Raw genomic sequence first — 25,714 nt, forward strand, 5'->3', positions numbered from 1 at the left:
CCACTCCCCCTACGGACCGGAAAAAGCGGCCCCCTCCCTCCAAGAGCCCCCCCCGAAGGACACATCCATTATGCGACTCTCGCTGGAACTTAAGTAGGGGGTCGGGCGAATGCCCTTGGACCACATCCCCTGACCGAAGCGCTCGCCCTGATACATCGCTGGGAATTCCCGCCCAAACGGATGGCATCCGCCTGGGTCTTTGACGGTGGCACCAACAAACCAGTCGCCCCCTAAATGACTTTAATGGCCGCGTACCGGGGCATGCGAATGGGACGGCAGCTCTATGTCACCGGTGCGTCAGTGAGCCGATGCCCTTCAGCTACCACCAACTCGATCTCCAGTGAGTAATCCCCAAACCCCTTCCGCGCCCACACATCCCGCCGGGCGCTGGCGGTGACCGCGAGGTTGGCCTTGCGGGCGATGGCGTATCCGCCCGCTCCAGCGGATCCAGCAGGACGCGGTCTCAAGCGCCGCCAGCGCGGAAAGCGCCTAAGGCTCGATACGCGGCCGCGCTGAGGCGCAGTTGGCACCGTGGACGTGGGGTGGTCGTCCTGGTAGTGCTCGCCGGTGTAAAAGGCGGCGCGGAGTGAGGCGGCGGCCAGACGCTGGGCGCTCCGGGAGGCAGCTCGGCGCGGCGGCGTTCCCTGTCAGCGCCCCTTCGCCGCCGCCACCACGTCCAGCCGTTCCCGCAGCGGGTCGGGCCCGACCACCGGGCCGTCCAGGGTGAAGTCGTTGATGGGTTCGCCTTCGGTGGCATGCGCTGGCCAGCCCGGGTTGCCGGTGCGGATGAAGCGCACCCAGGCGCCGTGCACCGCGTCCACCTCGCGGCGGTCCTCGGCCGACAGGTTCCAGTCCGCGGTATCGAACACGTAGGGCAGCTCGGCGCCGTGGTGGGCGCCGCGGGCGTGGGCGCGGTCCCTGGTGGGGACGTAGGAGAACCGGTACACCCAGGCGGCCGGGTGCTGGCGGGCATAGTGGCGCGCGGGCTCGACGTAGCCGGCGTCGGAGAGGATGCGCACCAGCGATTCGACCGGGCCAGCGCGTGCAATGTCGTAGGCACGTGCGGCGGCCTCGACCTGCGCCGGGTAAGCGGCCATCAGGCGTCCAGGCGCTGCTGGGCCTCCTGCGGCGGGAGGGCGTTCAGCGCGGCATCGGCGGCAGTTGGGGGTTGGCGGGGGCGAGTGCGATCAGCTCGCTGGCGCGCAGTGCCCACGACGATGGAGCTCAAGTGCGCCATTCGGGGCAACTCGCCGGGTCAAAGTCGCGTAATGCGTGGCCCCGCAAGTCACTGATAGAGACACCCGCGATCATCACCCGCTTTCCGCTTGAGGCGGACACGAAAGCTCACGACGCACTTGCGCACACGCCTCGTGCAGAAGCGCCTCCAGCGACGGGATCACCTCATCGGCAGCTACGTAGCTGTCGCCCTCCCGGGCCGATGCAAAGGGCGGCCACGCCGCGTGCGATGAAATCGTCCCGGCGGAAGGGGGTCCGGTTCATTTCGCACCTGCTGATCGCCCTGGGGGGCCGCTTCGCTGGTCTGGATGCGCGCTGCCGCCGCCAGCAGCATCAATGGATTGCTGGAAGCAATAGCGCGCACATGCGGGTCGGCGCGGGCTGCGAAAAGGGATGACAGCGTCAGCGGCCGGGTCGACCCAGGCACCAGCTACGCCGAGGGTAGATGTTGCCCGCAAGGCAACGATTGTCGCCTTTCCGGCAACGGATGAAGCGGGCAGGCTCGTTCAACCGACCTCAGCTTTCCCCATCCATGCGCACCCACGGCGTCCCGGTGTACTTCCCACCCGTCTCGAAGAAAGCCCCGCTTGCGCGGGGCTCTCGACCTGCTCCACCGGGGCCGCGGCACGCGCGTGGCGCGCGCCGGGCCACCCGGTTGTCGCCTCAGGCGAACGGATCCTGCAGGATCATGGTGTGTTCGCGGTCCGGGCCGGTGGAGACGATGCTGATCGGGCAGCCGGCCAGCTCCTCCAGGGCACGCAGGTAGGCGCGGGCCGCGGGGGGCAGCTCGTCCCAGTTGGTGATGCCGTGGGTGGTCTCGCTCCAGCCCGGGAACTCCAGGTACACCGGGGTGATCTCTTCCCAGCCCTGGGCGTCCAGCGGGGCGTACTCGGTGCGCTTGCCGCGGTACTCGTAGGCGATGCAGACCTTCAGCTTCTCCATGCCGTCGAGCACGTCGAGCTTGGTGATGCACAGGCCGGAGATGCCGTTGATGGCCACGGCGCGCTTGAGGGCGACGATGTCCATCCAGCCGCAGCGGCGCGGGCGGCCGGTCGAGGCGCCGTATTCGGCGCCGCGGTCGCGGATGCCCTGGCCGATCTCGTCGTCCAGCTCGGTCGGGAACGGGCCGCCGCCGACGCGGGTGGCGTAGGCCTTGGCGATGCCCAGCACGTAGTCGATGTCCTGGGCGCCGACGCCGGTACCGGCCAGGGCGCCGCCGACGGTGGTGTTGGAGCTGGTGACGTACGGATAGGTGCCGTGGTCGATGTCCAGCAGCGCGCCCTGGGCGCCTTCGAACATCACGCGCTTGCCCTGCTTGCGCAGCTCGTGGCAGATGCCGGCGACGTCGGACTTCATCGGCTCGACGTACTCGCCGAACTCCAGCGCTTCCTTGTAGGTGGTCTCGAAGTCCACCGGCTCCACGCCCAGGTACTTGGTCAGCACGAAGTTGTGGTAGTCCAGCGCGGCCTTGAGCTTCTCGGCCAGCTGCTCGGGATAGTGCAGGTCGGCGATGCGGATGCCGCGACGCGCCACCTTGTCCTCGTACGCCGGGCCGATGCCGCGGCCGGTGGTGCCGATGGCCTTGCCGCCGGCGGCCTTCTCGCGGGCCTGATCCAGGGCGATGTGGTACGGCATGATCAGCGGGGCGGCCGGGCTGATCTTCAGGCGGCTGCGCACTTCCACGCCGGCCGCTTCCAGCTCGGCGATCTCCTTGACCAGGGCCGCCGGCGAGATCACCACGCCGTTGCCGATCAGGCACAGCGCGTCGTCGCGCAGGATGCCGGACGGGATCAGGTGCAGGACGGTCTTCTTGCCGTTGATGACCAGGGTGTGGCCGGCATTGTGGCCGCCCTGGAAGCGCACGACGGCGCCGATCTCTTCGGTAAGCAGGTCGACGATCTTGCCCTTGCCCTCATCGCCCCACTGGGCACCGAGGACGACGACTGACTGGCCCATGGCCGCAACTCCTTTATCTGGCGGCCATCGGGGCCGCGGGATGGAACCGTGACCTGGCCCTCCTGCCGCTCCCTCGCGGGACGGGACGCCATCGGGGCGTCGCGGCGGTGCTGGACTCCAGACACGGAAAAAGCCGGGCGGGTGTGCTTCACATGGAGCGTCCCCGACCGGCTTTGGCGGATTATCCGGGTTTTGGGGCGGCGGGGCCACCTATGGAAGGTGAACGGGTGGCCGGGCCCGCCTGGAGCGAGAGCCCCCCTCCCCCTCGCGGGAGGGGCTTGATGTGGCGGACTCGGGGCCCCGGGGTCAGTCGCCCGTGTAGACCGGCTGCCCGTCGACCCAGGTGGCTCGGACCTGCAGCCGGGAGAGTTCGCCGCCGGGGATGGCCAGGGGGTCGCGGTCCAGCACCACGAAGTCGGCGCGCAGGCCGGGAGCCAGGCGGCCGACGGTGTCCTCGTCGTGGCCGGCACGGGCGGCTTCCATGGTGAAGCCGCGCAAGGCCTCGAACGCGCTCAGGCGCTGGCCGGGCAGCCAGCCGCCAGGAGGCTGGCCATCGCGGTCCTGGCGGGTGACCGCGGCCTGCAAGCCCAGGCGCGGATCGACCTGCTCGACCGGGAAGTCCGAGCCCAGCGCCAGCGGCACGCCCAGGTCCAGGAAGCGGCGCCAGGCGTAGGCACCCTCCAGGCGCTGCGGGCCGAGGCGGTCGCCGGCCCAGGGCATGTCCGAGGTGGCGTGGGTGGGCTGCATCGAGGCGACCAGGCGCAGGCTGGCGAAGCGCGGGATGTCCTCCGGCGCCACCACCTGGGCGTGCTCGACCCGCCAGCGGTGGTCGGCGGCGGCGCCCTGCCCGGCCAGCGCCTGCTGGTAGGTGTCCAGGACGATGCGGTTGCCACGGTCGCCGATGGCATGGCTGGCGACCTGGATGGCGCAGTCGCGGGCGCGGATCACCGCGGCGCCATAGGCGGCCGGGTCGGTGACCAGCAGGCCGCGGTTGCCGGGAGCGTCGCTGTAGTCCTCCAGCAGGGCCGCGCCGCGGCTGCCGAGGGCGCCGTCGACGAACAGCTTCACGCCCTTCATCTGCAGGCGGCCGGCGGGATGCTGGTAGCGGCCGTGCTCGCACAGGTCGGACAGGGCCTCGCGGTCGCCATCGGCATAGGCGCTGATGCGCAGCGGCAGGCGGCCCTCGTCGGCGAAGCGGCGCATCAGGGCCAGGTCGGCACGGGAGACGCCCATGTCGTGCACGCCGGTCAGGCCATTGGCCACCGCGGCCTGCAGCGCCTTCTCCAGCGCCTGCGCGCGCCAGGCCTCGTCCGGCGGCGGCACCGCGCGGTCGACCAGGCGCATGGCGGCATCGACGAACACGCCGGTGGCGCGCATGCCGTCGCGTTCGATGCGGCCACCATCGGGCTGCCAGTCGCCATCGAAACGGCGCGCGCCTTCGAGTGCCTCGGCTGCGCGGATCGCGGCGGTGTTGGCCCAGGCGGCGTGGCCATCGATGCGCGAGAGCCACACCGGGCGGTCGGGGAAGGCGGCATCGAGATCGGCGGCGGTCGGGAACTGCGCGCCCGGCCACAGGTTCTGGTCCCAGCCCCAGCCGATGATCCAGCTGCCTTCCGGCGCGCTGGCGGCGTAGGCCTGCAGGCGTTCGATCACCTCCTGCGTGCTCTTCGCGCCGGAGAGATCGGCACGCAGCAGGGCGTAGCCAAGTTCCATGACGTGGGCGTGGGCGTCGATCAGGCCGGGAATGACGGTGGCATCGCCGGCATCGACCAGGCGCGCCTGCGGGTAGCGGTGGCGCAGCTCGGCGGCATCACCGGTGGCGACGATGCGACCGTCCTTGTCCCAGGCGATCGCGGTGGCCTGCGGCCGGCTGGCATCCAGGGTGTGGATGCGCGCGGCGGTGAGCACCGCGTCGGCGGTGGTGCCGGCGTAGGCGGGAGGCACTGGGGATTGCGGGGCGGCCTGTGCGTTCGCGGCGGCGAAGGCGGTGGCAAGGAGAAGCGGGAGGGCGCGGGTGGCGCGGAGTTGCATGGCGTCGTCCGGCGGCAAGGATGTGCGGTCGACTATGCCGGGGGCCGGCGATGGGGGCAAACGTCCTGCACGTAGCCCGGATAAGCGAAGCGCATCCGGGAATGCCCAGCGGCACGTGGTGCCACGGCGGCCCCGGATGCGGCCTGCGGCCTTATCCGGGCTACGCAGAACCTGCGGGAGCGGCGCCTGAGTGCGTATACGTCGCCGCACCCCGGCAGTGCCAGGGCGCTTGCGAGGTCTGGCGCGTCGCCACGCTACTGGATCGGTTCAGTGCCGCATATACGTAGCCCGGATAAGCGAAGCGCATCCGGGAATGGAGGCTGAGCGCCGCTTGGTGCCACGGCGGCCCCGGATGCGGCCTGCGGCCTTATCCGGGCTACGCAGAACCTGCGGGAGTGCGCGCGCGGCGCGGCTCAGCCAACCAGCTCGGCTTCGAGGCTGATCGGTACGGCGGACAGGGCCTTGGAAACCGGGCAGTTCTGCTTGGCGTCGTCGGCGATGGCGCGGAACTGCTTCTCGTCGATGCCGGGGACCTGGGCCTTCAGCTTCAGGCGGATCTGGGAAAGGCTGGGGCCGCCTTCCATCGACAGGTCGACCTCGGCGCGGGTGTCCAGCGCGGTCGGGGTGAAGCCGGCTTCGCCGAGCTTGGCCGACAGGGCCATGGTGAAGCAGCCGGCGTGGGCGGCGGCGATCAGTTCTTCCGGGTTGGTGCCCTTCTTGTCGCCGAAGCGGGTGTTGAAGCCGTAGGCGGTGCCGGAAAGCAGGCCGCTCTGCGGAGTGTCGAGCGTGCCCTTGCCGCCCTTGAGGTCGCCTTCCCAGTGCGCGGTGGCGTGGCGCGAGATGCCCATGGCGTGGTCCTTGTGGTCGTGGAGGAACCGCGGAGGCTAGCGGCCGGAGCGTTAGCGACCCGTGCGTGCTGCCTTCACGCTCGTCCCGCAAGCGCCGGGTTGTGCGACGCAACGTGCCCGCCGCCGCGCAAGGCGCGATGGTGTGGCCTACCGCCATGACCGCCCGCAGGCACGCGCCCGGGCCGTCCCCCATGGATCGGCACGTGCCGCACAGCCATGACGGCTCCCCACCCCCGATGGGAGATCCGGCAGTGCCCTACACCACACGCGACATACGCAACGTGGCCCTCGCAGGCCACCCCGGCGCCGGCAAAACAACCCTGTTCGAAGCCCTGCTGCATGCCGGCGGCGTCCTGGCCACGGCAGGCAGCGTCGAACGCGGGACCACCGTGTCCGACTCCGATCCACTGGAGAAGGCGCGCGGCCATTCTCTGGACATCGCCATCGCCAGCGTCGACCACGCCAACGGCGACGGCCGTGCCTACCACCTGAACTTCATCGACACGCCCGGCTATCCCGACTTCCGCGGCCCTGCCCTCTCGGCGCTGGCGGCGGTGGAGACGGCGCTGGTGGTGGTCGATGCCGATACCGGCGTCGAGCACGGGACCATGCGCCTGATGGAGCGGGCCCGCGAGCGCGGACTGTGCCGGGCGATCGTGGTCAACAAGATCGACCATGAGCACGCCGACTGCAGCAAGGTGCTGCAACAGCTGCGCGACGCGTTTGGTCCGGAGGTGCTGCCGCTGAACCTGCCTGCGGACTGGGGCCGGCGCGTGGTCGACTGCTTCGACGCCAATGCCGGCGACTCCGACCTGGGCCCGGTGACCGAGTGGCACCAGCGCATCCTCGACCAGGTGGTGGAAATGGACGAGGCGGTGGTGGACCGCTACCTGGAGGCCGGCGAGGCCGGGGTGAGCGCCGAGGAACTGCACGACGCCTTCGAGAAGGCACTGCGCGAGGGCCACCTGGTGCCGGTGTGCTTCGTCTCCGCGCGCAGCGGCGTAGGCGTGCCCGATCTGCTGCAGCTGGTGTCGCGGCTGTTCCCCGATCCCACCGAGGCCAATCCGCCGCTGCTGCTGGCCGGCGACGGCAACGGCGCCCAGCGGCCCATCCCGGTCAGTGCCGATGCCGACCGCCATGTGATCGCCGACGTGTTCAAGGTGGTCAACGACCCTTTCGTCGGCAAGCTGGGCGTGTTCCGGGTGTACCAGGGCACGGTGAAGCGCGACACCCAGCTGTTCGTCGACGATGGCAGGAAGCCGTACCGCGTCGGCCACCTGTTCGCGCTGCGCGGGCGCGAGCACGTGGAGATCGAGCAGGCCATCCCCGGTGACATCGCCGCGGTGGGCAAGATCGAGGACGTGCACTTCGACGCGGTGCTGCACGACAGCCACGACGAGGACGGCGTGCACCTGGCGCCGGTGTCGTTTCCCAAGCCGATGTTCGGCCTGGCGGTGGAGGCGGCCAGCCGCGGCCAGGAGCAGAAGCTGTCGCAGGCGCTGCGCAAGCTGGCCGAGGAGGATCCGGCGTTCGTGGCCGAGCACAACGTCGAGGTCAACGAGACGGTGATCCGCGGCCTGTCCGAGCTGCACCTGCGGGTGATGCTGGAGCGGCTCAAGGATCGCTTCGGCCTGGAGGTGACGACGCGGCCGCCGCGCATCGCCTACCGCGAGACGATCTCGGTGCCGGCCGAGGGCCACTGCCGGCACAAGAAGCAGACCGGTGGCGCCGGCCAGTTCGCGGAGGTGTTCCTGCGGGTGGAGCCGCTGCCGCGCGGCGCGGGCTTCGAGTTCGTGGACCAGGTCAAGGGCGGCGTGATCCCCGGGCAGTTCATCCCCGCGGTGGAGAAAGGCGTGCGCCAGGCGCTGCAGGGCGGCGCGATCAGCGGCCACCCGATCCAGGACGTGCGCGTGGTCGTGCATGACGGCCGGCATCATCCGGTGGACAGCAAGGAGGTCGCGTTCGTCACCGCCGGGCGCAAGGCGTTCCTTGATGCGGTGGCCAAGGCCAGGCCGCTGGTGCTGGAACCGGTGGTCGCGCTGGAGGTGTGGGCGCCGGAGGCGCAGCTGGGTGACGTGACCGGTGCGCTGGCCACCCGCCGCGCGCGCATCGTCGGCACCGACAGCGGCGACGGCCTGCGCGCGGAGAGCATCGTCCGCGCCCAGGTGCCGCAGGCCGAGCTGGAGGGGTTTGCCGCCGAGCTGAAGTCGCTGACCGCCGGCAAGGGCCGCTATGCGCTGGACTTCAGCCACTACGAGCCGGTGCCGCCCAACGTGCAGCAGAAGCTGGTGGAGGGGTGGAAGCCGAAGCCGGAGGAGGATTGAGGGCCCGCATGCTTGCGTGGCCCGGACAAGGAAGGGGTGAACCGGGATGCGCTTCGCTTGCCCGGGCTACGCAAAGCCTTTGCAGGCCGGCGTGGGGAAGATCAGGCCGTGCGGCGTGCCACCGGAGCGCGGGAGACCAGCAGCACGCCTCCCAGCACCAGCACCGTGCCGGCCACCTGCCAGGCGCCCATCGGCTCGTCCAGCAGCAGCAGGCTCAGCACGATGGTCGAGACCGGGCCGAGCATGCCGATCTGCGAGGCATGGCCGGAGCCGACCCGGGAGATCCCCAGCATCACCAGCAGCACCGGCGCCACCGTGCACAGCGTGCCGTTGGCCAGCGACAGCCAGTACACCTCGGCCGGCAGGTCCAGCGCCGACAATGGCCGCAGCAGCAGGAACTGGCCGATGCACAGCAGGCAGGCCACCGAGCTGCACAGCGCGGTCAGCCGCACCGCGCCGACCTTGCCCACCAGTTCGCCGCTGCCGGCCAGGTACAGCGCATAGGTCAGCGCGCTACCGAACACCAGCACGCCACCCAGCACGATGCCCTCGCCGCCGGCCACCAGGTCGTGGCCGAAGGCCAGGGCCACGCCGGCGTAGCTCACCGCCAGCGCGATCCACTGCAGCCGCCCCGGGCGGCGGCCGAACGCCAGCCAGCCGATCAGCAGGACCAGGGTCGGGGTGAGGTACAGGATCAGCCGCTCCAGGGTGGCGGTGATGTAGGCCAGTCCGGCGAAGTCCAGGAAGCTGGCCAGGTAATAGCCCAGCGACCCCAGCACCAGGATCCTCAGGTAGTGGCCGCGGTGCAGCGTGGTCCGTGCGCTCCGGGTCGCCCATGCGCCCATCAGCAGGAAGAACGGGAACGCCACCAGCATGCGCAGCGCCAGCAGGGTGACCGCGTCGGCGCCATGGCGGTAGCCGAGCTTGACGATGATCGCCTTGCCCGAGAACAGGACGGCGCCCAGCGCGGCATACAGCAGGCCCCAGCGCTGCCGCGCGCGGGCCTTGCGTGCGTCGTCCCCGCCCGCGGTGGCGGCCGCGGGCCGGGCTGGCGCCGGTTCCTCCGCGCCCTCGCCGGCCGCAGCGGCCAGGGCCGGGCCGCGTCCACTCATGCCAGCACCGCCTGCAGCAGCGCGCGCAGCACCTGTTGCAGCGCCTCGGCGCGCACAGGGTCGTAGGCGAAGCTGTCCTCGTCCATGTAGGTGCGCTGGGCCAGTTCCAGCTGCACCGCCTGCACGCCGGTCTCCGGAGCGGCGTAGTGGCGGGTGATGTAGCCACCCTTGAAGCGGCCGTTGACCACGTGGGTGTATTGCGGGTGCGCGGCCAGCACTTCGGCCAGGCGCTGCTGCAGGGCGGGCGAACAGCTGCGGCCGGCGGCGGTGCCGAGGTTGAGGTCCGGCAGTGCGCCTTCGAACAGGTACGGCAGGGTGCCGCGGATCGAGTGGCCTTCCCACAGCACCACCCGGCCATGCTGGCCGCGGATGCGCTGCAGCTCGGCGTCGAGGTTGTCGTGGTACGGGCGCCAGTACGTCTCCACCCGGCGCGCGATCTCGGCCGCGTCGGGTTCGCCGCCGGGCAGGTACACGGGTTCGCCGCTGAACTGGGTCACCGGGCACAGGCCGGTGGTGTTCTGGCCCGGGTACAGCGAGGTGTCGTCCGGCGGGCGGTTGAGGTCGACCACGTAGCGCGAGCAGCGCGGGCGGATGATCGAGGCCCCGAGTCCGCGGGCGAAGTCGTACAGGCGCGAGACGTGCCAGTCGGTATCTGGAACGCGGCGGGCACTGTCGGTCATGCGCGCGGCGATGTCGTCGGGCACATGGGTGCCGTCGTGCGGCAGGCTGACCAGCAGCGGGGCATCGCCCTGGTGCAGGTGGAAGATGTCGTCCATGCGGGCGATTGTAGTCGGTGGCGTCAGGCCTCAGGCCTCAGGCCAGCACCAGTTCCTCGGCGGAAGTCGGATGGATGGCCACGGTGTCGTGCAGCTGGGCACGGGTGACGCCGAGCTTCAGGGCCACCGCGAAGCCCTGCAGGATCTCGTCCACCGCTTCGCCCAGCAGGTGGATGCCGACCACCCGCTCCTCCTCGCCCACGCAGACCAGCTTGAACAGGCTGCGCTGCGGCGAATCGGCCAGGGCGGTGAGCATGGGCCGGAAGTTGCTGGTGTGCACCTTCACCGCCGCGCCATGCTTTTCGCGCGCCTGCTCCTCGGTCAGGCCCACGGTGGCCAGCGGCGGATGCGAGAACACCACGGTGGGCACGTTGTCGTAATCCAGCTTCGCATCGGCCTGCCCGCCGAACAGCCGCGCCATCAACCGGCGTGCAGCGGCGATCGCCACCGGCGTGAGCGCCAGCTGACCGGTGACGTCGCCCACCGCGTGCACGCCTTCGAGCGAGGTGTCCTGCCACTCGTCGACGACCACCTCGCCGCGCTTGCCCAGCTTCACCCCGGCTTCTTCCAGGCCCATGCCGGCGGTGTTGGGGCTGCGCCCGGCGGCAAACATCACCTGGTCGAACGGCTCGGCGACCACGCCCTGTTCCTGGCCCTTGTGCACCACCCGGATGCCGCCTTCGCTGCCGGCGTGCAGCGCGCTGACCGGAGCCTCCAGGTGCAGGCGCACGCCGCGCGCCTGCATGTTGGCCTGGAGCACGGCCACCACTTCCGCATCCATGCCCGTGAGCAGGCGCGGGCCGCGCGCGAATATTTCCACGCGGCTGCCAAGCGCCTGCAGCACGCCGGCCAGTTCCACCGCGACATAGCCGCCGCCGACCAGGGCGACCCGTCCGGGTGGCTGGTTCAGCTCGAAGAAATCGTCGGATACCCCCGCCAGCTCCGCGCCGGGGATATCGGGGCGTACCGGTTGCGCGCCGGTAGCGAGCAGGACGCGCCCGGCGTGCAGGCGCAGGCCGGTGTCGGTATCGACGGTGTGCGCGTCGCGCAGGCTGCCGCGGCAAGGCATCAGGGCGATGCCGGCCTCGTCCAGGCGGCGACGGTAGCTGGCGTGGATGTTGGCGATGTAGCGCTGGCGATGGGCGATGAACACCGGCCAGTCCAGCGCCGGTGGCGCATGCGGCAGGTCGAAGCCGAGGTCGGCGGCCAGGGCCATGCGCTCGGACAGTTCGGCGGCCAGCCACATCGCCTTCTTCGGTACGCAGCCGACGTTGACGCAGGTGCCGCCCAGCGCGCCCGGCTCGACCAGGGCCACGCGCGCGCCATGCGCGGCAGCGGCGAACGCGCCGGCCAGCCCACCCGAGCCTCCGCCGATCACCACCAGGTCGAATTTGGCCTGCGGACGGGAAGCGGTCTGGCTCATGCGGAAGCTCCTTTGCGTTACTGGAAGCGCTCGACGCGGTAGGGATGGGGATCGATGGCCGGCGTGCGGCCGGTCACCAGGTCGGCCAGCAGCTGGCCGCTGGCGGCACTCATGCTGATGCCAAGCATGCCGTGCCCGGCCGCGATCCATACGTGAGGATGGCCCGGCGCGCGGCCCAGCGCGGGCAGGTCGTCCCAGGTCATCGGCCGCCAGCCATACCACTTCTCCAGCGCCTCGCCCGCCGGCGGCGGCTGCCGCAGGTACTCCTGCGCCGCACGCTCGAGCGCGCCCAGGCGCACCGGGTTGAGCGTGGTGTCCTGGCCGGAGAACTCCATGGTGCTGCCGAGGCGGAAGCCGTCCTCCCAGGCGGTGACGAACACCTGGCGGTCCTTGAGCACCAGCGGCCGGCGCGGCGCGCCGGGCTGCGGACCGTAGGTGATCGAGTAGCCCTTGCCCGGCTGGATCGGCAGGCGCACGCCCAGCGGGCGCAGCAGTTGCGGCGTCCACGCGGCCATCGCCACCACCACCTCGCGGCCGCGACGGCGACTGCCATCGGCCAGTTCGACCGTGGCGCCATCGGCATCGGGCAATAGCGCGCGCACTGGCGCCTGTTCCTCGACCAGGCCGCCGCGGTCGCGGATCGCGCGGGCCAGGCCGGCGGTGTAGCGGTCCGGGCGCAGGTGGGCGTCGTCGGGGAAGTGGATCGCGCCGACCACGCCTTCGCGCAGCGCCGGCTCCTGGCGCAGGTAGTCGGGGCCTTCGATCACCTCGGTGGCGATGCCCATCTCCGCCAGCGGGCCGCACTCGGCCACGTAGGCCTCGAAGTTGCGGCGGTCGCGGAACACGTAGTCCAGGCCGGCGGCGGTGAAGTGGCAGTCCAGGCCGTAGCGGCCGATCCACTGGTCCAGGCGCGCGCGCGAGTCGCGCAGGATCGCGGCGCGGCCGCGCGCGCTCTCCATCCAGGCCTGGTGGTTGCAGCGGCGGGCGAAGCGCAGCAGCCAGCGCCACAGCTCCGGGTCCAGGCGCGGCTTGAGGTACAGCGGGGCGTCGGGGGTCAGCATCCAGCGCAGCGCGCGCCAGGGCACGCCGGGTGCGGCCAGTGGTGGCGCATGGCTGGGAGTGACGGTGCCGCAGTTGCCGTGCGAGGTGGCGCCGCCGACGCGGCCGGCCTCCAGCACGCGCACCCCGCGACCGGCCTCCAGCAGCGACAGCGCGGTGGCCAGGCCGATGGCGCCGCCGCCGAGGATGAGGACGTCGTCCGGGTTGTTCACCCGTGCAAGTCTACCCGCCCGCCCCGCGGCCGCGGCACGTGGTTGCCGCCGCAACCGCGCCTACAGCGGCTTGCCGATCTCCAGGAACAGCACGCCCTCGCCGCCTTCGCGGCGGCCGTAGCCGAACAGCATCGGCCCCATCCACGAGTCGAAGCCCAGGTACACGCTGCCGTTCCAGATGCCGTCGGACAGGCGCATGTCGCCGCGCGCCTCCCAGGCGTTGCCGTACTCGATCGTGGTGCCGACCACCGCCGAGCGCCGGAACAGCGAGGCCAGCTGGTAGCTGTAGCCGGCCATCAGCACGCCGTAGTGCTGGCCGGCCAGCTCGTTGTAATGGAAGCCGGCCAGGCGACCGCGCCCGCCCATGCGATGGCGCAGGTGCAGCGGCAGTTCGCCAGAGAGCGTGACGTGATAGGCGATGCCGCCCTGCACGGCGTGGCGGCCGAACGGCATCGCCCCGAGCAGGTCCAGCCCGGCTTCCTTGAACCGGGCGTCGCCGCCCAGCCAGTCGGCGCTGCGGCGGTAGGCCAGGCGCGCCCAGTAGCCCTCGCGCGGCAGGTACAGGCTGTCCAGCCGGTCCACCGCCACCTGCGCGTACCAGGCGCCGGCGTCGATATCCACGTCCGGCAGGGTCGGATCGCCCACCTCCACGCCGGCCTTGCCGGCGCTGCGCTCCAGGCCGACCTCGGCCGAGGCGTAACGGCCGAAGGTCTGGCCGATACCGAACATGCCGCTGGCCACCTGCGCCTCGTAGCTGGCGATGCGGTTGCCGCGGTCGTCGAACACCGGCACGGTCGAGCGCCGCGCGCCGAGGCGGGCCTGCATGTACCAGCGCGCCTGCGGGTCGAACGGGTGGTAGTACTCGCCCTGCAGCTCCGGCTCGCTGCCGATGCCCAGCAGCACGCGGGCCTCGGCGCCGTAGGGCGTGGCCGGCGAGCGCAGCAGGGCCATGCGCAGGCTGCTGTCGTTGCTGCCGCTGAAGTCGGTGATGGTGCGGAACCCGGCCTGCAGGTAGTTGGGCCCCTGCGGTTTCTCGCGGGCGTTGACGACCACGCCGGTGAGGCCATCCGCGGTGCGCTCGACCTGGTAGGTGACGCTGGCGAAGGTGCCCTCGTTGTAGGCGCGCAGGGTCGCCTCCTCCAGCCGGTCGGCATCCAGCGGCTCGCCCGGCGGGATGTCGATGATCGCGGCCAGCACCTGGTCGTCGTAGCGGCTCTCGTTCTCCAGGCGCACGTAGTCGACCCGGGCCGGGGCCTCGGCCTGCGGCGCCCTGGGTGGCGTCGAACGCCAGCGCGGCAGCGCAGCCAGCTGCGGGGCCGCGGCCTCGGCGGCCTCGCGGCCGATGCGCAGGGCGTCGGCGGCCTTGGCGAAATCGCCGGTGGAGACGTCCTCGCCCAGCTCCGGCACCACCAGCACGTCGCGCTCGCCCAGGCGCGAGGTCGAGTCGCGGGTGTTGCCGACGGTGAGCATGCCGGTCAGCTGCGAGACCACCTCCAGCACGCTGGCGTCGCTGTCCAGCTCCATCAGCGGGGTGCCGACGTCCACCGCGATCACGATGTCCGCGCCCATGCGGCGCACGGTGTCCACCGGCACCTGCTCGGCGATGCCGCCGTCGATCAGCACCCGGCCGTCGATCCGCATCGGCTGGAAGATGCCCGGCAGCGACATCGAGGCGCGCATGGCCTGGGCCAGGTTGCCGCGGCCCAGCTCCACCGCCTGGCCGGTGTTGAGGTCGGTGGCGATGGCGCGGAACGGGATCGGCAGGCGGTCGAAGTCGTCGACCGCGGCCACGTGCAGGGTCCTGCGCTGGAACAGGGAGAGGATGCGCTCGCCCTGCAGCACGCCCGGCGCCACCCGCCAGCCGCGCGGGCCCAGGCCCAGGCCGACCGTGGCCAGGCCTTCGCGGTCGTCCTGCTTGCGCCGGTAGCTGCGCTCGCGGCGCGGGATGGAGTCGTCGAACAGCTGCTTCCACTCGGTCTCCAGCACCAGCTGTTCCAGCTCGTCCAGCGACAGGCCGGCCGCGTACAGGCCGCCGGCCAGCGAACCCATGCTGGTGCCGGCGATGCAGTCCACCGGCACGCCCAGTTCCTCCAGCTTGCGCAGCACGCTGACGTGGGCCACGCCGCGCGCGCCACCGCCTCCCAGGGCCAGGCCCACGCGCGGGCGGCTGGTATCGCCGTCGCGCTGCGGGCAGGAGGTGCCGGGGGCGTGGGGTTCAAGCGGCTTCGGGGGAGCTGCGGCCAATGACGGCGCAACCAGCGCCAGACACGCGGCCAGCAGCGAGCGCGATGCGGCCTTGCCGTAGTGGACGATCCTGCCCTTGCGTCGCCGTGGGGCTGCGACGTTGTCCATGGACCCGCTCCTTGATGAGTGGCGCGAGGTTAGCGGCAGGCGCGTGCGCGAGGAAGCAGCGGCGCCGGCCCCGACGCAGGGCCGTGGCCGTCCTGGATCAGCCGGCCACGGGCTGCGCGCGCAGGCGCATCGGCTGCGGGCGCAGGTAGGTGGCCGAGCGCCACAGCCATTCCATCGGGCCGAAGCGGAAGCGCGCCAGCCAGACGTGGGCCAGCAGTACCTGCAGCACGAACAGCACCAACGCGAAAGGCACGTGCCAGGCGCGCGGCAGCTGGCCGTACCAGCCCAGGCCATAGCCGTAGAACACCAGGGTGCAGACCACCGACTGCATCAGGTAGTTGGTCAGGGCCATGCGTCCGGCGGGCGCCAGCCAGGCGCCCAGCCGCGCGCCCGGGCCCTTGAAGAACGCCACCAGCCAGCCCAGGTAGCCCAGGCACATCAGGCCGCTGCCGAGCATGCCCAGGGCCTGGGCGCTGCCGGACCGGAAATCGAGCCGGTCGATCGGGGTATGGGACTCCATGGCGAAGCTGCCCCCCATCGCCAGCAGGCCCAGCGGCAGCGCGCCCCAGCGCAGGAAGCCGAACAGGCGCGGACGGCTTGCCGGCTGCAGGATCGCGCCGCTGCGGACCATGGCCGCGCCCAGCAGGAACATGCCCAGCACCATCGGTCCGAAGAGGAAGATGTTGTTGACCATGATCCCGAACTCGCGCACGCGCAGCTGCACCGCCTCGGCGTAGCTGCCGGCGGCATAGATCCGGCTGGCATCGTCGACGATCGCGCGCACGTCCCCGGTACCCTTGGCGATGGCCTGGTCCCAGCTGGCGGCGCTCTCCGGGCTCAGGCTCATCAGCCCGGCGATCAGGGCGATGCCGAACATCATCGCCGGCGCGGCCAGGTAGGCGGCCCCGCCCAGCCAGGCCAGCCAGCGCGCGGGCACCGGCTGGAACGCCAGCAGCAGGAAGGACAGCAGCGCGTAAGTGACCAGCACGTCGCCGCTCCACACCAGCAGGGCGTGGGCCAGGCCGATCACCAGCAGGGCAACGCTGCGGCGCAGGTACAGCAGGGCGAACGGCCGCCCGGCGGCCTCGGCGCGCTGGACGATCACCGCGAAGCCCATGCCGAACAGCAGCGAGAACAGGGTGAAGAACTTGCCCTGGACGAAGAAGTAGATGAGGCCGTCCACGAGCCGGTCGACCCCGGTGAGGGCCGGGTCCAGGCCGGACGCGGAGAGGAACAGGGGGCCGTTGAAGGCCTCCATGTTCATCAGCAGGATGCCCAGCAGGGCGAAGGCGCGGATGGCGTCGAGCAGGGTGATGCGCTCGTTCGGCGCGATCGGGGCGAGGTTCGCTGCGGTCACTTCCAGCTCCGTTCCATGGATCGGGGGCGCCATGATCGCCGATCCGGGCCCCCGCGTGCCTTGCTGGGCGGGCGGACCCCGGCCGCGGCCGGGCGTCAAGCCTTGTTGCCCCCCCTGCCCCCCGGTACCCTGACCGCCGCATGTCCGGCTTCGTCCACCTCCACGTCCACACCGAGTACTCGCTTGCGGACTCGATCATCCGCGTGCCCGAGAAACCGGACCAGGCGGACCCGGCCAAGGCCAAGCGGCCGAACCTGCTGAGCCGTGCGGTGGAACTGGGGCTGCCCGCCCTGGCGGTCACCGACCTCAACAACCTGTTCGCCCTTATCAAGTTCTACAAGGCCTGCGAGGCGGTCGGCATCAAGCCGGTGGCCGGCGCGGACCTGATGATCGCCAGCAGCCCGGGCGAGGCGCCGTGGCGGATGACCGCGCTGGTGCGCGACCATGGTGGCTATCTCAATCTTTCCCGCCTGCTGACCCGCGCCTGGATGGAAGGCCACCGCCAGGAAGGCGGCGTGGCCGTGCGCCCGGAATGGGTGCGCGAGTGCGGCAGCGGCCTGATCCTGCTGGCCGGCCGCGAGAGCCTGGCCGGGCGCCTGGCCTCGGAGAACCGCCACGACCTGGCCCAGCAACACCTGGCCGACTGGCAGCGCGACTTCGACGGCAACCTTTGCCTGGAGCTGACCCGCACTAGACGCGACGGCGAGGAGGCGTTCAACAGCTTCGCCCTGCACGCGGCGGCCGAGCGCGGCATCCCGGTGGTGGCGTCCAACGACGTGCGCTTCCTCGACCGTGCCGGCTTCGACGCGCACGAGGCGCGCGTGTGCATTGCCTCCGGCCGGGTGCTGGACGATCCCAAGCGCCCGCGCGACTACAGCCCCGAGCAGTACCTGAAGTCGCCGGAGGAGATGGCGGCGCTGTTCGCCGACATTCCCGACGCGATCAGCAACACGGTGGAGCTGGCGCGGCGCTGCAACCTCGAGCTGACCCTGGGCAAGTACGCGCTGCCGGACTATCCGGTGCCGTCGGACGAGACCCTGGACAGCTGGATCCGCAAGGAATCCTACGCCGGCATCGAGGAGCGCCTGGCGAAGAACCCGCTGGCCCCGGGCAAGACCCGCGAGGACTACTTCGCGCGGCTGGACTTCGAGCTGGACACCATCATCAAGATGGGGTTCCCGGGCTACTTCCTGATCGTTGCCGACTTCATCCAGTGGGGCAAGAACCAGGGCATCCCGATCGGCCCGGGCCGTGGTTCGGGCGCCGGCTCGCTGGTGGCCTGGGCGCTGAAGATCACCGACCTCGATCCGCTGCCCTACAACCTGCTGTTCGAGCGCTTCCTCAACCCGGAACGCGTGTCGATGCCCGACTTCGACATCGACTTCTGCATGGACCGGCGCGACGAGGTGATCGACTACGTCGCCCGCAAGTACGGGCGCGAGCGGGTCAGCCAGATCATCACCTACGGCACCATGGCGGCGAAGGCGGTGGTGCGCGACACCGGCCGCGTGCTGGGCTTCCCGTACGGCTTCGTCGACGGCGTCGCCAAGCTGGTCCCCAACATCCTGGGCATCACGCTCAAGGACGCGATGGGCGAAGGCAAGGACAGCGAGATGGCCTCGGCCGAGCTGATCCAGCGCTACGGCAGCGAGGACGACGTCCGCGACCTGATCGACCTGGCGCGCCAGCTCGAGGACCTGACCCGCAACGCCGGCAAGCACGCCGGCGGCGTGGTGATCGCGCCGACCCCGCTGCACACCTTCTGCCCGCTGTTCGCCGAACACGACCACGACGGCCTCGGCCGCAATCCGGTCACCCAGTTCGACAAGAACGACGTGGAGGAAGTCGGCCTGGTGAAGTTCGACTTCCTGGGCCTGCGCACGCTGACGATCATCGACTGGGCGGTGAAGGCCATCAACCGCCGCCACGAGCGCGCCGGCATCCCGCCGCTGGACATCGCCGCGCTGCCGCTGGACGACGCGGCCACCTACAAGGACATCTTCGCCAGCGGCAACACCGGCGCGGTGTTCCAGTTCGAATCCTCGGGCATGCGCCGCCTGCTGAAGGACGCGCGCCCGGACCGCTTCGAGGACCTGATCGCCCTGGTGTCGCTGTACCGCCCGGGCCCGATGGACCTGATCCCGGACTTCAACGCGCGAAAGCACGGCCAGCAGGAGATCGTCTACCCCGACCCGCGCACCGAGGCCATCCTGGCCGACACCTACGGAATCATGGTGTACCAGGAGCAGGTCATGCAGATGGCGCAGATCGTCGGCGGCTACTCGCTGGGCGGCGCCGACCTGCTGCGCCGCGCGATGGGCAAGAAGATCCCGGCGGAGATGGCCAAGCACCGCGAGATGTTCCGCGAGGGTGCGGCCAGGGGCGGCGTCGACGAGAAGAAGGCCGACGAGATCTTCGACCTGATGGAGAAGTTCGCCGGCTACGGCTTCAACAAGTCGCACGCCGCCGCCTACGCGCTCGTCTCCTACCAGACCGCCTGGCTCAAGCGCCATTACCCGGCCGAGTTCATGGCCGCCACCATGTCCTCGGACATGGACAACACCGACAAGGTGGTGGGCTTCCTGGTCGAGGCGCGCAACCTCGGCCTGGCCATCCTGCCGCCGACGGTCAACGACTCGCCGTACATGTTCGAGGCGGTGACCGCCGACACCATCCGCTACGGCCTGGGCGCGATCAAGGGCGTGGGCCGCGGCCTGTGCGAGGCCATCGTCGCCGAGCGCGAAGCGGGCGGCGACTACCGCGACCTGCTCGATTTCTGCCGCCGGGTGGACTCGACCAAGCTCAACCGCCGCGCACTGGAAGCGATGGTGAATGCGGGTGCGCTGGACGCGCTGGGCCGCAACCGCGCCACCCTGATGCTGCAGCTGCCGGAAGTGCTCAAGGCCACCGACCAGATGGCCAAGGAAGCGGCCGCCGGCCAGACCTCGCTGTTCGGCATGCCCTCGGCCGATGCCGGCCCGTCGATGCAGCTGGACCTGCCGGAGTGCGCCGAATGGCCGCTGCGCCAGGTGCTGGACGGCGAGCGCGAAACCCTTGGCCACTACCTCAGCGGCCATCCGTTCGACCCCTACCGCGAGGACGTGCGCGGGCTGGTCGGCAGCGACCTGGGCGACCTGGAGAAGCTGTGGGCCGCCGGCACCAGCGGTGCCAACGAGAAGCGCAGCTGGCGTCCCGAGGTCCAGGTGGTGGTCGCCGGCCTGGTCGTGGGCCTTCGCCGCAAGGGCGACAGCCAGGTGTTCGTGCAGCTGGAGGACGGCCGCGGCCGCCTCGAGTGCGGCGTGTTCGCAGAGGCCGCCGCGGAGATGTCCAGCCTGCTGGTGCGCGACCGCGTGCTGGTCGTGCAGGGCGGCCTGCGCGAGGACGAGTTCAACGGTGGCTGGAGCCTGCGCCTGAAGCAGGCCTGGGACTTCGAGCAGCTGTGTGCCAACCACGCGCAGCGCCTGGCCCTGCGCCTGGACCTGCGCGACCCGCAGGCCTGGAACCGGATCGAGGACGTGCTCGCCCGCCACCGTCCCGGCCCCACCCCGCTGCGCCTGCACGTGCAGGTCGGCCGCAAGGGCGAGAGCGCCACCGGCGTGCTCGACCTCAACGGCAGCAACTCGGTGCGGGTGGCGCCGCCGCTGCTGGACGCGCTGCGCGGCCTGCCGATCGTGCGCGGGGTCAAGCTGGCCATCGGCCGGCCCTGGGTCAACTGAGCCTCAGCCGGCGTCGTACGGCGCCATCAGTTCCACCATCCAGTCGATGAAGGCACGCAGGCGCGCCCCGACCTGCGGTCGCGGACGCCAGGCAAGCGACAGCGGCATCGGCGCCAGCCGCCAGTCCGCGAACAGCTCCACCAGCTCGCCGCGCGCCACGTGCGCGTCGGCCATGTAGCGCGGCATCCAGGCCACGCCCAGCCCGGCCAGGACCGCGGCCTGGTAGGCATTCCCGTCGTCCACGGCCAGCCGCGGCCGGGCGCGCACCTGCACCTGCTCGGTGCCGCGGCGCAGGACCGGCTGCAGCGGGCGGCCGCTGCTGGCCCACAGGAAGCCCACGCTACGGTGCGCGGCGCCTTCCAGCTCGCCCGGATGCGCCGGGGTGCCATGCCTTTCCAGATAGGCCGGAGCGGCGTACACGCCCAGCGCCAGCCGCGCCAGGCGGCGTGCCACCAGCGAGCCGTCGGCCAGTTCGCCACCACGGACCACGCAGTCGACATTGGCGCCCATCAGGTCCACCACGCGGTCGCTGGCACCCAGCACCAGCTCTATCTCCGGATGGCGCGCGTGGAACGCCGGCAGCGCCGGCACCACCACCAGCCGCGCCAGCGGGCTCGGCATGTCCACCCGCAGGCGCCCGCGGGCGGCGGCGGCCTGGCCCGGCAGTCCGGTCTCGGCGTCGTCCAGGTCGGCGAGCAGGCGCAGCGCGCGCTCGAGGAAGGCGCTGCCGTCGGCGGTCAGGGTCACCCGCCGGGTGGTGCGGTCCAGCAGCCGTACCCGCAGCCGTGCCTCCAGCTGCTGCACCAGCTGGGTCACGGTGGCCCGGGCCAGGCCCAGGTCGGTCGCCGCGCGGGTGAAGCTGCCGGTTTCGGCAACCCGGACGAAGGCCTGCATCGCGTCGAAACGGTCCATGGGTCCGTCAGATGGCGTGGATTGTTTGGATTTTACAAACAGTCTGGCCAGGGCTGGGCGGTATATCCGCCGGGGCCGGCTTCCTACAGTGACCGCGGGCCATCCATCCCGGACGGCCACCGATGGAGCAACGGCGATGGCAACCCGCGTGGCGGTATTCCCCGAAGGACGGCAGGACCTGTACACACGCAACCGCTACTCGGCGGCGGTACGCGCCGGCGACCTGCTGTTCGTGTCCGGGCAGGTGGGCAGCCGCGAGGACGGCTCGCCGGAGCCGGACCTGGAACGGCAGGTGCGACGCGCCTTCGCCAACCTGGAGGGGGTGCTGGCCGCGGCCGGCTGCAGCTTCGAGGACGTGGTCGACGTGACCGTGTTCATGGTCGACGCCGAGCGCGACTTCGAGCGTGCCTGGCAGGTCGCCGCCGAGTACTGGGGCGGGCCGCCCTATCCGGCCCTCACCGGCATCGGCGTGGAGTGGCTGTACGGCTTCCGTTTCGAGATCAAGGCGGTGGCGCGGATGCCACAGGCGGCCTGAGCCCCATACCGTACGGTCCGGTCCAATCACGTGTGTTCGGCTACACTCCCCGCCTTCCTGTACTACCCGGCATGCCGGACAACGGATGAATCCGAACTACCTCGATTTCGAGCAGCCCATCGCGGACCTGGAGGCCAAGATCCAGGAGTTGCGCAACGCCAGCACCGGCCCGGCGGTCAACGTCGACACCGAGGTCAAGACGCTGCAGGACAAGCTCCGGGTCCGCACCGCGCAGATCTTCCGCGACCTGACCCCGTGGCAGGTCTCGCAGATGTCGCGCCACCCGCAGCGCCCCTATACGCTGGATTATGTGCAGATCATCTGCGACGAGTTCCAGGAGCTGGCCGGCGACCGCGCCTTCGCCGACGACAAGGCGATCGTCGGCGGCCTGGCCCGCATCGACGGCCGTCCGGTCATGGTCATCGGCCACCAGAAGGGGCGCGACACCCGCGAGAAGGTGCGCCGCAACTTCGGCATGCCCAAGCCCGAGGGCTACCGCAAGGCCCTGCGCCTGATGAAGATGGCCGAGCGCTTCAGCCTGCCGATCCTGACCTTCATCGACACCCCGGGCGCCTGGCCGGGCATCGATGCCGAGGAGCGCGGCCAGTCCGAGGCCATCGCCCGCAACCTGCTGGAGATGGCCGAGCTGAAGGTGCCGATCATCTGCAGCGTGATCGGCGAAGGCGGCTCCGGCGGCGCCCTGGCCATCGGCGTGGGCGACGCCACGATCATGCTCGAGTACAGCACCTACTCGGTGATCTCGCCCGAAGGCTGCGCCTCGATCCTGTGGAAGGACGCGGGCAAGGCCAAGGACGCGGCCGAGCAGCTGGGCCTGACCGCGCGCCGGCTCAAGGAGCTGGGCCTGGTCGACAAGGTCGTGCGCGAGCCCACCGGCGGTGCCCACCGCAACCCGCGGCAGATGGCGCGCCGGCTCAAGGCGGTCCTGCTCAACGAGCTCGACGCCCTGGAGCAGCTGCCGGTCGAGCAGCTGGTGCAGCGCCGCTACAAGCGCCTGCACGGCTACGGCGCCTACGAGGCCGCGTAAGACGAGCGCCCTGCGCGGCGGCGGCCATGCCGTCGCGCAGGACTTGTCACCGGGGCGAGCCGGCATGCCTGCACTTCCGGCCTGGCCCTGCCAACCGGCCCGGTCCAGGTGCCGCTGCTGGTGACACTGTCGATCAACCGGCTCGCGCCGCACCGCCGCTCGTCCCTTCCCGGCTGGATGCTGGCCTGGTTCATCACTGTGCGCTGGATCTTCGCGATCGTGATGATCCTGCGCCAGGTGCGCTGAGGCGGCGACGGCTACCATTGCGGCATGGCATCCAGCCTGCCGCTTCCCTTCGATGCATTACCCGCGACCGGCGCCCTGGTCGTGGGTTTCAGCGGTGGGCTGGATTCGAGCGCGCTGCTGCACGCACTGGCCGCTGAGCCTGCCATCCGCGCCCGCGGCCTGCGCGCGGTGCACGTGCACCACGGCCTGCATGCCGATGCCGGCGACTGGGCCGCCCACTGCCTCCGCCAGGCCGCGGCCTGGGGCGTGCCGCTGCAGGTGATCGAGGTGCAGGTGCCGGCCGATGCCGGCCTGGGCCTGGAAGGTGCCGCGCGCGAGGCGCGCTATGCCGCCCTGCTCTCCACGCTGGGCCCGGGCGAGGTGCTGGTGACCGCCCACCACCTGGACGACCAGGCCGAGACCTTCCTGCTGCGTGCGCTGCGCGCCTCCGGCCCGGAAGGGCTGGGCGCGATGCGGCCGCTGCGCCGCTTCGGCGGGGGCTGGCACTGGAGGCCACTGCTTGGCCTGTCGCGCGCCGTGCTGGAGGACCATGCCCGCGCCCATGGCCTGGCCTGGGTCGACGACCCCAGCAATGCCCTGGCCGATGCCGACCGCAACTTCCTGCGACTGGAAGTGCTGCCCCTGCTGCAGCGGCGCTGGCCGCACGCGGCCGCGGCCCTGGCTCGCAGCGCAGGGCTGAGCGCCGAGGCCGATGCCCTGTTGCAGGAGGACGAGGAAGCCCTGCTCCACCAGCACGCGGGCGAACACGGACACACCCTGCCGGTGGAGCTGCTGCTGTCGCTGACGCCGGCGCGGCGTGCACGCCTGCTGCGGCTGTGGGTCCGCAAGCTTGGACTGCCGCCGCTGCCGGCCCGCGGGATCGACCGGATCGAGCACGAGCTGCTGCAGGCGCGTCCCGACGCAGAGGCCTGCTTCGCCTGGTCCGGCGCGCGCGTGCTCCGCTGGCGCGGGCTGCTGCATGCCGACCAGGAGCGCCCGCCGCTGCCGGCGGACTGGAGCGCGACCTGGGACGGGCACGCGCCGCTGGAACTTCCCGGCGGCGGCAGCCTTTGCTTTGTCGATGCCGATGCGAAGGACCAGCCAGCGGCGACCGCATTCGATGCGCCGCTGCAGGTGCGGGCGCGCCAGGGTGGCGAGCGCATCCGCCTACCCGGCCGCAGCCACTCGCACGCGCTCAAGCATGTCCTGCAGGAACGCGCGGTGCCGCCCTGGCGGCGCGCGCACCTTCCCTTGCTGGTCGATGCCGGCGGCGAGGTGCTGGCTGCCGCTGACGTGGCCTTGTCGGCCACACTGCAAGACTGGCTTGGCGCCCGTGGCCTGACCCTGCGCTGGCTGGCACCGGGCGATCCGCGTTGACCCTCCCCGCCCCACCGCGCACACTTGCCGCATGCCGAAGAACGATGCCCTCGAAGCCTCTCCCGTCGCCCAGTTCGAGCAGTCGCTGGACGAACTGGAGCAGCTGGTCGAGAAGATGGAACAGGGCGAAATGAGCCTTGAGGATTCGCTGGCCGCCTACGAGCGCGGCGTCGGCCTGTACCGCCGCTGCCAGGGCGCGCTGGAGCAGGCCGAGCTGCGGGTGCGCCTGCTCTCCGATCCCGAACGTCCCGGTGACGCCCAGCCCTTTGGCGCCGACGATGGCGCCTGAGGTGTTCACGCGCTGGGCCGCGCGCACCGAAGCCACCCTCGACCGCCTGCTCCCCGCCGACACCGCCGAACCGCGGCGCCTGCACGCGGCCATGCGCCACGCCACCCTCGGCGGCGGCAAGCGCATGCGTCCGCTGCTGGTCTACGCCGCCGGCACCGCGCTGGGCGCCGACGAAGCCAGCCTGGACCTGCCGGCCGCCGCGGTCGAGCTGGTCCACGCCTACTCGCTGGTGCACGACGACCTGCCGGCGATGGACGACGACGACATGCGCCGCGGCCGTCCCACCGTGCACGTGGCCTTCGACGAGGCCACCGCGATCCTCGCCGGAGACGCACTTCAGACCCTGGCCTTCGAGGCCCTGGCCGATGCTGCAGCCCCGGCGGAACTGCGTGCAGGCTGGATGCAGTCGCTGGCGCGCGCCTCCGGCGCCGGCGGCATGTGCGGCGGCCAGGCCTTGGACATCGACGCCACCGGCAGCCAGCTGCCGCTGGAAGCGCTGCAGCGCATGCACTCGCTCAAGACCGGCGCCCTGATCCGCGCCGCGGTGCGCATGGGCGCGCTGGGTGCCGGCGCCGACGAGGCGCGGCTGCGGCAGCTGGACCGCTATGCCGACGCGCTGGGCCTGGCCTTCCAGGTGCGCGACGACCTGCTCGACATCGAGGCCAGCTCCGAAGCGCTGGGCAAGACCGCGGGCAAGGACGTGGCCCAGGCCAAGTCCACCTACCCCGCGCTGCTTGGCGTGGACGGTGCCCGCGCCAAGCTCGGACAGCTGGCGGCGGAAATGCGCGCGGCGCTGGAGGAGATCGACGGCGACTGCAGCCTGCTGCAGGCGCTGGGCGAGCTGGCGGTACGCCGCGACCACTGACGCCAGCGCGATGCGCCGGAAAGCAAAGGACCCGGTCATTGCCGGGCCCTTTGCGTATCCACCT

At 71.4% G+C, this 25,714-nt stretch carries 19 protein-coding genes; 8 read left to right on the plus strand and 11 right to left on the minus strand.

Features of this window, described 5'->3' with window-relative positions:
• Window positions 1-647: 647 nt before the first annotated feature.
• The 4 genes from PSESU_RS11055 to PSESU_RS11070 all read right to left on the minus strand — a co-directional run bounded on the left by PSESU_RS11055 (window position 648) and on the right by PSESU_RS11070 (window position 6,071).
• Complete coding sequence (locus PSESU_RS11055) at window positions 648-1,097, minus strand: carboxylesterase family protein (protein WP_041764123.1); 450 nt, start codon at window positions 1,095-1,097, stop codon at window positions 648-650.
• Between the two features lie 802 nt (window positions 1,098-1,899).
• The gene (locus PSESU_RS11060; RefSeq protein ID WP_013535865.1) at window positions 1,900-3,192 is read right to left on the minus strand and encodes an adenylosuccinate synthase; all 1,293 of its coding nucleotides are present in this window, start codon (window positions 3,190-3,192) and stop codon (window positions 1,900-1,902) included.
• A 306-nt stretch (window positions 3,193-3,498) separates the two neighbouring features.
• Entirely contained in the window at window positions 3,499-5,223 is a 1,725-nt protein-coding gene (locus PSESU_RS11065) for an amidohydrolase (RefSeq protein WP_013535866.1), read from the minus strand.
• A gap of 413 nt (window positions 5,224-5,636) precedes the next feature.
• The gene (locus tag PSESU_RS11070; RefSeq protein WP_013535867.1) at window positions 5,637-6,071 is read right to left on the minus strand and encodes an OsmC family protein; all 435 of its coding nucleotides are present in this window, start codon (window positions 6,069-6,071) and stop codon (window positions 5,637-5,639) included.
• 251 nt (window positions 6,072-6,322) lie between these two features.
• Here PSESU_RS11070 and fusA point away from each other — a divergent pair, with 251 nt between their 5' ends.
• Window positions 6,323-8,395: an elongation factor G gene (gene fusA, locus PSESU_RS11075; protein WP_013535868.1), complete on the plus strand. Its 2,073-nt coding sequence runs from the start codon at window positions 6,323-6,325 to the stop codon at window positions 8,393-8,395.
• Between the two features lie 101 nt (window positions 8,396-8,496).
• Here the strand turns inward: fusA and PSESU_RS11080 are convergent, their stop codons facing one another.
• From PSESU_RS11080 to PSESU_RS11105, 6 genes are all read right to left on the minus strand, one after another.
• Window positions 8,497-9,507: a DMT family transporter gene (locus PSESU_RS11080; RefSeq protein ID WP_013535869.1), complete on the minus strand. Its 1,011-nt coding sequence runs from the start codon at window positions 9,505-9,507 to the stop codon at window positions 8,497-8,499.
• Window positions 9,504-10,283, minus strand: a complete 780-nt coding sequence (hutG, locus tag PSESU_RS11085) for an N-formylglutamate deformylase (protein ID WP_013535870.1) — start codon at window positions 10,281-10,283, stop codon at window positions 9,504-9,506. The genes PSESU_RS11080 and hutG overlap by 4 nt, the downstream gene beginning before the upstream one ends.
• Before the next feature lie 37 nt (window positions 10,284-10,320).
• Window positions 10,321-11,706: a glutathione-disulfide reductase gene (gorA, locus tag PSESU_RS11090; protein ID WP_013535871.1), complete on the minus strand. Its 1,386-nt coding sequence runs from the start codon at window positions 11,704-11,706 to the stop codon at window positions 10,321-10,323.
• 17 nt (window positions 11,707-11,723) lie between these two features.
• A complete protein-coding gene (locus PSESU_RS11095; protein ID WP_013535872.1) occupies window positions 11,724-12,977 on the minus strand; it encodes an NAD(P)/FAD-dependent oxidoreductase in 1,254 nt (417 codons plus the stop codon).
• A gap of 60 nt (window positions 12,978-13,037) precedes the next feature.
• The gene (locus tag PSESU_RS11100; RefSeq protein WP_013535873.1) at window positions 13,038-15,329 is read right to left on the minus strand and encodes a patatin-like phospholipase family protein; all 2,292 of its coding nucleotides are present in this window, start codon (window positions 15,327-15,329) and stop codon (window positions 13,038-13,040) included.
• A 97-nt stretch (window positions 15,330-15,426) separates the two neighbouring features.
• The gene (locus tag PSESU_RS11105; protein ID WP_013535874.1) at window positions 15,427-16,719 is read right to left on the minus strand and encodes a DUF418 domain-containing protein; all 1,293 of its coding nucleotides are present in this window, start codon (window positions 16,717-16,719) and stop codon (window positions 15,427-15,429) included.
• 107 nt (window positions 16,720-16,826) lie between these two features.
• Here PSESU_RS11105 and dnaE point away from each other — a divergent pair, with 107 nt between their 5' ends.
• Window positions 16,827-20,402, plus strand: a complete 3,576-nt coding sequence (gene dnaE / locus PSESU_RS11110) for a DNA polymerase III subunit alpha (protein WP_013535875.1) — start codon at window positions 16,827-16,829, stop codon at window positions 20,400-20,402.
• 3 nt (window positions 20,403-20,405) lie between these two features.
• On the opposite strand, the gene PSESU_RS11115 is transcribed toward dnaE, so the two are convergent.
• Window positions 20,406-21,314 (minus strand): LysR family transcriptional regulator, encoded by a 909-nt coding sequence (locus tag PSESU_RS11115; protein WP_013535876.1) that lies wholly within the window; start codon window positions 21,312-21,314, stop codon window positions 20,406-20,408.
• Between the two features lie 136 nt (window positions 21,315-21,450).
• On the opposite strand from PSESU_RS11115, the gene PSESU_RS11120 reads away from it, so the two are divergent.
• The 6 genes from PSESU_RS11120 to PSESU_RS11140 all read left to right on the plus strand — a co-directional run bounded on the left by PSESU_RS11120 (window position 21,451) and on the right by PSESU_RS11140 (window position 25,650).
• Window positions 21,451-21,849 carry a RidA family protein gene (locus tag PSESU_RS11120; RefSeq protein ID WP_013535877.1) on the plus strand — a complete coding sequence of 133 codons (399 nt, stop codon included), beginning with the start codon at window positions 21,451-21,453 and terminating at the stop codon, window positions 21,847-21,849.
• Window positions 21,850-21,934: 85 nt separating this feature from the next.
• Window positions 21,935-22,894: an acetyl-CoA carboxylase carboxyltransferase subunit alpha gene (locus tag PSESU_RS11125; RefSeq protein ID WP_013535878.1), complete on the plus strand. Its 960-nt coding sequence runs from the start codon at window positions 21,935-21,937 to the stop codon at window positions 22,892-22,894.
• A 120-nt stretch (window positions 22,895-23,014) separates the two neighbouring features.
• The gene (locus PSESU_RS16560) at window positions 23,015-23,140 is read left to right on the plus strand and encodes a hypothetical protein (RefSeq protein ID WP_267878627.1); all 126 of its coding nucleotides are present in this window, start codon (window positions 23,015-23,017) and stop codon (window positions 23,138-23,140) included.
• A 24-nt stretch (window positions 23,141-23,164) separates the two neighbouring features.
• Complete coding sequence (gene tilS, locus PSESU_RS11130; protein WP_013535879.1) at window positions 23,165-24,496, plus strand: tRNA lysidine(34) synthetase TilS; 1,332 nt, start codon at window positions 23,165-23,167, stop codon at window positions 24,494-24,496.
• A 31-nt stretch (window positions 24,497-24,527) separates the two neighbouring features.
• Entirely contained in the window at window positions 24,528-24,785 is a 258-nt protein-coding gene (locus tag PSESU_RS11135; RefSeq protein WP_013535880.1) for an exodeoxyribonuclease VII small subunit, read from the plus strand.
• Complete coding sequence (locus PSESU_RS11140; RefSeq protein WP_013535881.1) at window positions 24,775-25,650, plus strand: farnesyl diphosphate synthase; 876 nt, start codon at window positions 24,775-24,777, stop codon at window positions 25,648-25,650. The genes PSESU_RS11135 and PSESU_RS11140 overlap by 11 nt, the downstream gene beginning before the upstream one ends.
• Window positions 25,651-25,714 lie beyond the last annotated feature (64 nt).

Origin of the sequence: Pseudoxanthomonas suwonensis 11-1 (assembly GCF_000185965.1) — a bacterium.
In the GTDB taxonomy this organism is placed as follows: domain Bacteria; phylum Pseudomonadota; class Gammaproteobacteria; order Xanthomonadales; family Xanthomonadaceae; genus Pseudoxanthomonas; species Pseudoxanthomonas suwonensis_A.